The 7,670-nt window shown below is 62.0% G+C and carries 6 protein-coding genes; 4 read left to right on the forward strand and 2 right to left on the reverse strand.

The features are described 5' to 3' along the window. Positions 1–17: 17 nt before the first annotated feature. Positions 18–1,064, reverse strand: a complete 1,047-nt coding sequence (locus tag ACP7A3_RS16055; protein WP_043061468.1) for a site-specific integrase — start codon at positions 1,062–1,064, stop codon at positions 18–20. Further along, positions 1,061–2,311 (reverse strand): hypothetical protein, encoded by a 1,251-nt coding sequence (locus ACP7A3_RS16060; RefSeq protein WP_133178092.1) that lies wholly within the window; start codon positions 2,309–2,311, stop codon positions 1,061–1,063. The genes ACP7A3_RS16055 and ACP7A3_RS16060 overlap by 4 nt, the downstream gene beginning before the upstream one ends. A gap of 179 nt (positions 2,312–2,490) precedes the next feature. Between ACP7A3_RS16060 and ACP7A3_RS16065 the strand changes: the two genes are divergently transcribed. The 4 genes from ACP7A3_RS16065 to ACP7A3_RS16080 are packed head-to-tail and all read left to right on the forward strand — an operon-like array spanning position 2,491 to position 5,879. Continuing rightward, the gene (locus tag ACP7A3_RS16065; RefSeq protein WP_043061471.1) at positions 2,491–2,733 is read left to right on the forward strand and encodes an AbrB/MazE/SpoVT family DNA-binding domain-containing protein; all 243 of its coding nucleotides are present in this window, start codon (positions 2,491–2,493) and stop codon (positions 2,731–2,733) included. Next, a complete protein-coding gene (locus ACP7A3_RS16070) occupies positions 2,730–3,119 on the forward strand; it encodes a type II toxin-antitoxin system VapC family toxin (protein WP_043061472.1) in 390 nt (129 codons plus the stop codon). The genes ACP7A3_RS16065 and ACP7A3_RS16070 overlap by 4 nt, the downstream gene beginning before the upstream one ends. An 8-nt stretch (positions 3,120–3,127) precedes the next feature. Then, positions 3,128–4,081 carry a hypothetical protein gene (locus ACP7A3_RS16075; protein WP_043061473.1) on the forward strand — a complete coding sequence of 318 codons (954 nt, stop codon included), beginning with the start codon at positions 3,128–3,130 and terminating at the stop codon, positions 4,079–4,081. Positions 4,082–4,085: 4 nt separating this feature from the next. Then, positions 4,086–5,879, forward strand: coding sequence for a DEAD/DEAH box helicase (locus ACP7A3_RS16080; RefSeq protein ID WP_232479914.1), 1,794 nt, complete (start codon positions 4,086–4,088; stop codon positions 5,877–5,879). The last annotated feature ends 1,791 nt before the right edge of the window (positions 5,880–7,670 follow it).

The raw sequence follows: 7,670 nt of genomic DNA on the forward strand, positions 1-7,670 counted from the left end.
CCTTCCGCGCCTGCTCATTACGCAAAGCCTTCGCCGGCGTGATTGCGGAACGCCTCCTGATCGCGAACATACTCGCTGAGCATCTCGAGCGACTTATGGCGGCTGTGCTCTTTCATCTTAAACAAATTGGCACCATGGCGACCCGCCTCGGTCAGGAAGCCGGCGCGCAGTGAATGGCCTGAGAAAAGTGCCGGATCATAGCCGGCTGCGGCTGCGCGCGCCTTGACCACCAGCGCCACTGTTTGCGGACTAACTGGCTTTTCGGTGAGGCGGCCGTGCGGTGTGAGACGGCGGAACACGGGCCCCTCGGTGATGCCCGCGACCTCCAACCAGGCGCGGTAATGGCGCACAGGCTCCATGCGACGACCATCGAGGACCGCGACGCTCTGCCCCTTGCCCTCCTGATCGCCCTTCGAAAACGGAATCGTGACCAGCAGCCCGCGTGGATCTTCGGCCACATCGGCGATGTCAATCGCGACCAGCTCAGAGCGGCGGAACGCCCCCATCATGCCGATGCTCAGCAGCGCGCGATCCCGGTAGTCGATGAGGGCGGAGCCGGTGATATGGCGCACCATGTCACGCAGCACGTCGCTGTCGGCCGGCCGCTTCTTCGCCGGGCGATCGCTGCGTTTGGCGTTACGGATACCCCGCATCACGCGATCCAGCGCGGCCGCGCCGGCTTGTACGGTTGGCGGTTCGAGCTCAGCGGCGCGGTGGGCAAAGACGATCGCGGCCAGCCGCCGACCGATGGACGACTTGGATAACGGTCGCCCATTCGAATGGGTGCTACCGTCTCTGGCAAGCTCGCTTAGGAACGCAGCCGTGACAATGGGTGAAGCCGGGAGTGAGGCGTAGCCGCGTGTGTCGCACCAGGTCGTGAACAGTCGCCAGTCGGACCGATAGGCACGCAAGGTCGCATCCGCCGATGCGCGCGCCAGGAAATGGTCGACCCGGGCGCGGTCGCTCTGGTTAAGATCCGGTGCGAGATCGATTGACGCTGGCGACAGATCGATCGGCCCGATCGCGAGAAGCGCGCGGCGCTCCGCGGCATCATCGCCGATCATACTGGACCGTCATGCACAGGATCATAGAGAGTCACGTCCTTGTGCCATGACAGCGTGCCCTCCTGACGTAGCCAATGACCAAGCGGGCGCACTCGAGCCTTGTCACCAAAGGGAAAGATACCGGACTGGTGCTCGTAGATCGAGACGCTGGTCCAGCTTGCGAGGTGAGGTGTCGTCAGCGCTCGCTTCCCAAAGGCGATGGCACCGTCATCGCTGTCTTCGCGTTGATAGTGCTTCAGAAAAGTTCGCCCCGATCGTTCGCGGGGCCGGCCAAAGATGAAGTCGTAGCCATAGACAGTATCCCCCTGGCCATCGTTTGGTGGGCCGTCGATCTTCAGATGCTCGTCCTGCAGCTGGTAGCAGGTCAGGCACCGCTCCATGGCGATGACGTTACCGACACATTCCGGATACACACACTCGTCTCTGCTAACGTCAGTCGTCGTCTGGCAGACGACGCAGCTTAGCTCGGTCTCGCCGGGCACCTTGGCGGCAAACTGGGCTAGCTTTGGGAGATCCACCGCATAATCGTACGGCGTGGCCTCAAAGCAGGCAGGACAGAGATAGGCATGCTGCCTGGGATTGAAGCCGAAAAGGTCGATCGCCTCCGCGGGTGTGAGGAATTCGATGGCACAGGCCACCTGGCCGACAACGGCGCTGTAGACGTGGTCATCCAGGCCGAAGATGGCGAACTTGCTCTCCCCCTCCATCGCAAACAACCGGTCAACCCATGATGTCTCCGCAAAAAGCGCGTTTGCCGCCATTAGGATGGTACGGGTGACCTCACCCGCAGTGAAGGTTACGCGCGGCGCCGAATGCATGATGCGGTTGCGGTCTTTGCGAACCGCGGTCCAGAAGGTGTTGAACGCCGGGTCCAGCGGCGGGTCCGCAACGCTGTTGTGCACGGCTACGAGCTTTGACGCCTCGAGGCTCGGCAGCTCGCCAAACGATGTTGCCCCCTTCGCCGCCTTCGGGCTCCAGTCGGCTGGATCGCCAAGGAGGAGGTATGGCGACACGCGCGCGATCCGGCCCTTGAGGCCGAGCTCCATCGCTTGCTGGATAAGGCTGTAGGCGTTCGACAGTGCAGGCTGCACACTTCGCCAATAGTCGTCGGTCGCCTCCGCATCCCCACTGGCACCAACTCCGATGGACCACGCGTCGTGCGCGTCCATGGTGATCTTCCATGCCAGGTAGAGCTGATTGACGCCGGCATCGTGAAATTCATCCGGCGTCGGCACGTCGATGATCACTGTTTCGGCTCCGTTCCGACCCATAATTTTGCCTGCCACCTTGCTAGCAGGAATCGGGCTTATCGCTAGTAACTATTGTGGCTGTCGGGATCGATGGCGGCTTGCGTTTACCCCCTCGCCTCTTCGCTATCATGGTGGCATATATAACTCCTAATGCCACCACACGCGGGCTTTGCCATATGACGCTACAAGTTAACATCACACCAAATGGTCGTATGAGCCTGCCGGTGGGCATTCGAAAGCGCCTAGGGCTTGAGGATGGCGGTGCGGTCCTTGTCGAAGAAACGCCGGACGGAGTTATCCTGCGCACCGTGGAGCAGGCGGTGGCAAAGGCGCAAGCAATCGCCAAGCGCTACGCACAACAGCCCGGCGCGTCGGTCGATGACTTTCTTGCCGTACGGCGCGAGGACAGCGGCGAATGACCCATGTCGTTCTCGATGTCTCGGCGATCCTCGCACTGTTGAAAGGCGAGCGCGGTGCCAGCAAGGTCGGCAGCGTGATTGCGGATGCCTCAGTGTGCGCGATCAATCAGGCGGAGGTCATCAGCCACTTTGTTCATCTAGGCGCGCCGCTTGACGACGTGCGGGCGATGCTGGCGGCCCTGCCCTATACCGTCGTCGCGGCGGATGATGCGCTCGCCTGGGATGCCGGTAACCTGCGCGCTGCCACCTCATCGGCCGGGTTGTCGCTGGGCGATCGCTTCTGCCTCGCTTTGGCCAAACGCCTCGGCGTCGCGGCGTACACCGCCGACAAAGCGTGGCGCGACATAGCAGGCGACGTGGCCGTGAAGATCGTGACTATCCGGTAGGTTGTGAGGTGCACACCGAACCGCCCCCATCTGCCGCACTTGAGGCGTGGCTCGATGCCAACGGGACGATCGAAGATCGCTACGGTCACCTCCTGCTCGAACAGATCAAGCCAATCGACAAGAGTCTGATCGACGCTCTTCGCCCGTATTTTGAGTCAGCTCATCTCGACGCGCGCGAACATTTTCATAAGCAGGTCGGCATCGACCTTCACCCGGACGCTGGGGCGGCGGGAGCCCATGCCTGCTATCCAGACTGCCTGCCGGCCGTCGCCCGGCGTGGCCTATTTGGCGAAGTAGTCGCCGGCTTGGTAACCCAGGCCTATGCAGAGGAACTCGTCGGCGAGCATCAGTGGTCGGTCCCGATCTTCCTTTTCCGCTTCCATGCCGATGTGGAGAGCTATCTGTGGGACCTTCGCTACGATCCATCCCGCAAGCGCCAGGTATTCGGTCGCTTCGGTTCCGACTTCGTCGGGGTACGGCTCGACGCGGCCGGGAACGTGGTCCGGGTCATCGTCGGGGAAGCAAAGTGGCGCGCCTCCCTTACCAACTCGGCCGTCGCCGCCCTCCTCCATGGCGAGAAGAACCTGAAAGATCCGACTACGGGCAAGAATGTCCACAACGGTCGTGGCATTTGGTTTGAGGTGAATCGGGATAGCGTCGTTCCGAAGGGCTTGCGTCAGCTGCAGCGCCTGCTGGAGCTGCGGGATCCCGTGAATCATGCGACCGCCATTGCGTCCATGGACGCCGCGATCACCGCGACCGTACCCACGCTTGCTCGGACGAACCTCGTTGTGATCGCCGGCAACGCCGCAGCGACCCGCAAGAAACTGAATGTGCTGATCCCGTGGAAGAAGCCGCCGGCAGACTACACCGCCCCGCATGACTTGCAGGTTGTCGAGTTGATCCTTGAAGGCGGTGAGGCGCTGATCGACGGGCTGTATACCTCTATGTGGAAGCCCTGACGCCATGTCCGAAGAGATGCGGCGTGCCGTCGCAGAGCAAGTTCGCACTTCGCTGGCCATCGAAAACGCGTTATCCCGCCCACAGGCTCGCGCCTTCGTGCGTTGCTTGCAGACGACCTGGCAGGTTCCCACGATCCATTGGTCGGCGCGTGAGTCTGAGAGTCAGCTGAGTGACGCGCGCCGTCTTCTTCATGCGGCGCACATTTTCCGCACAGTGGATGGGCCGACGTGCCCTGGCGCTATCGACTGCTATCGCCGCACGGGCGAACTGCTTGAGTGGTTGGCGCGGGCAGATGACGGCCTGCGCACGATCGTACCAATCGAATTGCTCGCGGCCGGTGCCTACCAACTTGGCGGTTTGCCGGCGATGGCAGCCGGCTTGCTCGCCCAGGTGCCGTCCGATCAGGATGGGGTCAGCCTGCTCGCTGCCTTCCTGCGCGCCGACTTCGACGATGTCATCGCGCGCGCCGCTAATTTCTGGAGCGAGCACCCACATCTCACCCAGCCTGACCAGGGAACGTTGCTCGCAACCGCGCTCCTCGAATCCGACGAAGCCGGCGAGGATGGCGATCGCGTCACCTGGTACTTCACCATCGAATTAGTTCGCACTGTCGGCCTCATCGCCGACTGCCTCCGCCGCGGTGACGATCCACGCCTGGATCGCGCAATGGCCAAGTTGCGCGCGCTCGACGAGATGGCAGCTCGGACCTTCAGCGACGATGCAGCGCTCGTTCTTTCCCTGATCCGGGATGTGGCCGATCGCTTCGTTGCCGCCTCCATCTACAAACCCCTGCGCGCATTAGCTGTGCTCCGGCCAGAGCGGCTTTCCAAGCTCACCGATTACGCGCGTGACCAATTCAGTCGCGGGCGCGGTATCCTTTGGACATCGCAGCTGCAGGGACTGGAACGGCTACTACGCGACGACTCCTTCGCGCTTTGCACGCCGACCGGATCAGGCAAGACGTTGGTGGCCAACATGGCGATCGTCAAAGAATTGCTCCTGCGTGCGGAGCCCGCAGCGATCGGACCGTTGGCGCTTTATATCGTTCCCTCTCGCGCGCTGGCGAACGAGGTCGAGGCGAAACTGACCTCGGAGCTTGGTCGAGAGTGCCTGATTACGGGTCTGTATGGTGGCGCCGACTGGGGCATCACGGATGCCTGGCTGACGACCGACCGTCCGGTGGTGCTTATCGCTACGGTCGAGAAGGCTGACGCGTTGATGCGCTATCTCGGGCCCATCCTCATAGCGCGCATCAAACTCCTCATTATTGACGAAGCCCATCAGGTCGTACCCGACGCTGACGAGTCCACCCGCGTAAGCTTCGCGGAGCATAGCAATCGGGCCATCCGGCTCGAGACGCTGGTTTCGCGTATCGTCGCGCGACAGCCGGAGGTCGTACGCATCGCGCTCACCGCCGTTGCAGGGGGGGGCCGCACAGCCCGTTGCGCGCTGGATCGAAGGCCGCGGGGATGCTCAGGCCGTTGGCGTCCGCTATCGCAGCACCCGCCAGGTTATCGGGGTGCTGGAGACCGCAACGAACGCATCAGGTCGTATCCTGCTCGACCTCATGAACGGCCGCCCGCTTTACCTCCGGGGCGAGGAAGACCCGGTGTATCTTCCCCTCCGCGTTGCACCGATGCCTCAGCTTCGCTCGCAGTGGCGCAACAGCCTCAATCGCTTCAACACGTTGAGCGTTTTGTGGACCGCCCTGCATCTCGTAGAGGAGGATCAGCGCATCCTGATCTCGGTCGCGCAAGAGCCCGAACAAACGATGCGCTGGTACAAAGAAGCGCTTGAGCTGCCAGCTTGGCAGGCGATCGTCAATTTTACGCCGCCCCGGGGCCGCCGTGGTGAGCGCTTTGACGAGGCGCGAGCCGCTTGTCAGGACTATTGTGGAGCCGATAGCTTCGAGCTTTTCCTGTTGGAACGGGGAATTGCCACCAGCCACGGTCAGATGCCGCAGCGTCTCCGTCGGTTGATGGTGGAGATGATCGATCAGCGTATTTGCCCGATAACGGTCGCGACGGCGACATTGACGGAGGGTGTGAATCTTCCGTTCGATCTCATATTTTTGACCTCACTGAAGCGCACATCGTGGGATCCAGTCGAGGAGGAGCAGATCATCGCTCCGCTTAGTACGGCGGAGTTTCGCAATCTTGCCGGACGCGCTGGGCGACCTGGTGCATCGCGAGGGATTGAAGGACTGACCCTGGTCGCTCTGCCCCGCCAAATTTCAACCACTGCCACTGCGAGCCGCCCCATACAGCGTCGTCAGCTGGCAACCTTGAGTACGGAATACGACCAGCTGCGTGATGCGCTTGTAATAGAAGAGCGTGATGCCGATAGTGTGCCCAGCCCCCTGGCGATGCTGCTGGAACTGATCTGGGATCGCGCGCATCGGCTGCTGCAGGTATCGCCAGACGACTTCCTCAACTGGCTCGAGGCGACGGCGCCCACGACCGTCAGCGCAGCAGCCGGCACTGGAGCGACCGACCCTCGTGCCCGACTTGCGGATGCCATGGATGAGCTTGATGGCTTGGCGTTGGCGGCCGTGGAGGAACTTCAGCAAAGCGATACTGCTGCAATGTCGCGCGCGCAGATCGAGGCACATCTGAAAAGCGTTTGGGAGCGCACGTTCAGCGCAACAGCAACCGCCCAAGAAGCATGGCTTGAACAAGCATTTATTCGTCGCGGTTCCGGCGTAGTCACCCAGCTCTACCCTGACCGTGCCGAACGCACTCGCCTCTACCAATTTGGCTTCACACCGGTGATTGGTCGCCGGTTCGAGGGAGTAGCGACCGCGATACTTGCGGAAATCAGCAAGGCGGTAAACTACGGGACCGCTAGTCCAGAAGAACGGATCGACGTGTTCGAGCGGATCGGCGATCTCATCAAGGACGATCGCGGCTACGGTTTCCGCGTCCGCCGGACCGATACCGATGAGCGTCTGCTTGACCGCTGGAATGACGTCCTTGGGTGGTGCCTCAACGAACCTGATGTAACACCCCCTGCCCCCGATCAACTGCGATCTTGGCAGCGTTTCGTCGCCGACAACCTCGAATACCGTCTTGGTATGGCGTTGGGAGCCGTCGTTGCGCAGGCTTGGTCGCTGGGGGCAGCCGATCCGTTAGCCATCCCTAGCTTGAGTGATTGGAAGGCTACGACCGGTCTTCCGTGGTTCGGCTTTTGGGCACGGGAACTCCTACGCTGGGGTACGCACGATCCATTCATCGCCTTCTGTCTATCTCAGGGTTTGGCGAAGACACGGGATGAAGGCGCGAACCGCCGCGCCGACTTTAATCGCTGGCTGACATCTGCTGAACCAGCCCCCGAACCGGACGCGTTCATCGATCCGCAGCGCTTCCTCGAGTGGCAGAGGTCACTCGCCAGGAAGGCCACCGAGGACAAGCCGACTGCGCAGTTTGACGCCGTGCTGACCGGCACCAACGGACAACGCGGGCACTATGCCTGCCGATTCCGATGAAGCCGCCCCTCGTTTCCGAGATGATTGCGCCCCTTCGTTCCGAGATGATGTCGCCCCCCCGGAGACAGGGCCGTGCTGGCTACGTCTGTTGTTATTTCGTTCGT

The sequence above is a fragment of the Sphingomonas sp. DC5200-1 genome (genome assembly GCF_049897245.1).
Taxonomy (GTDB): Bacteria; Pseudomonadota; Alphaproteobacteria; order Sphingomonadales; family Sphingomonadaceae; genus Sphingomonas; species Sphingomonas aquatilis.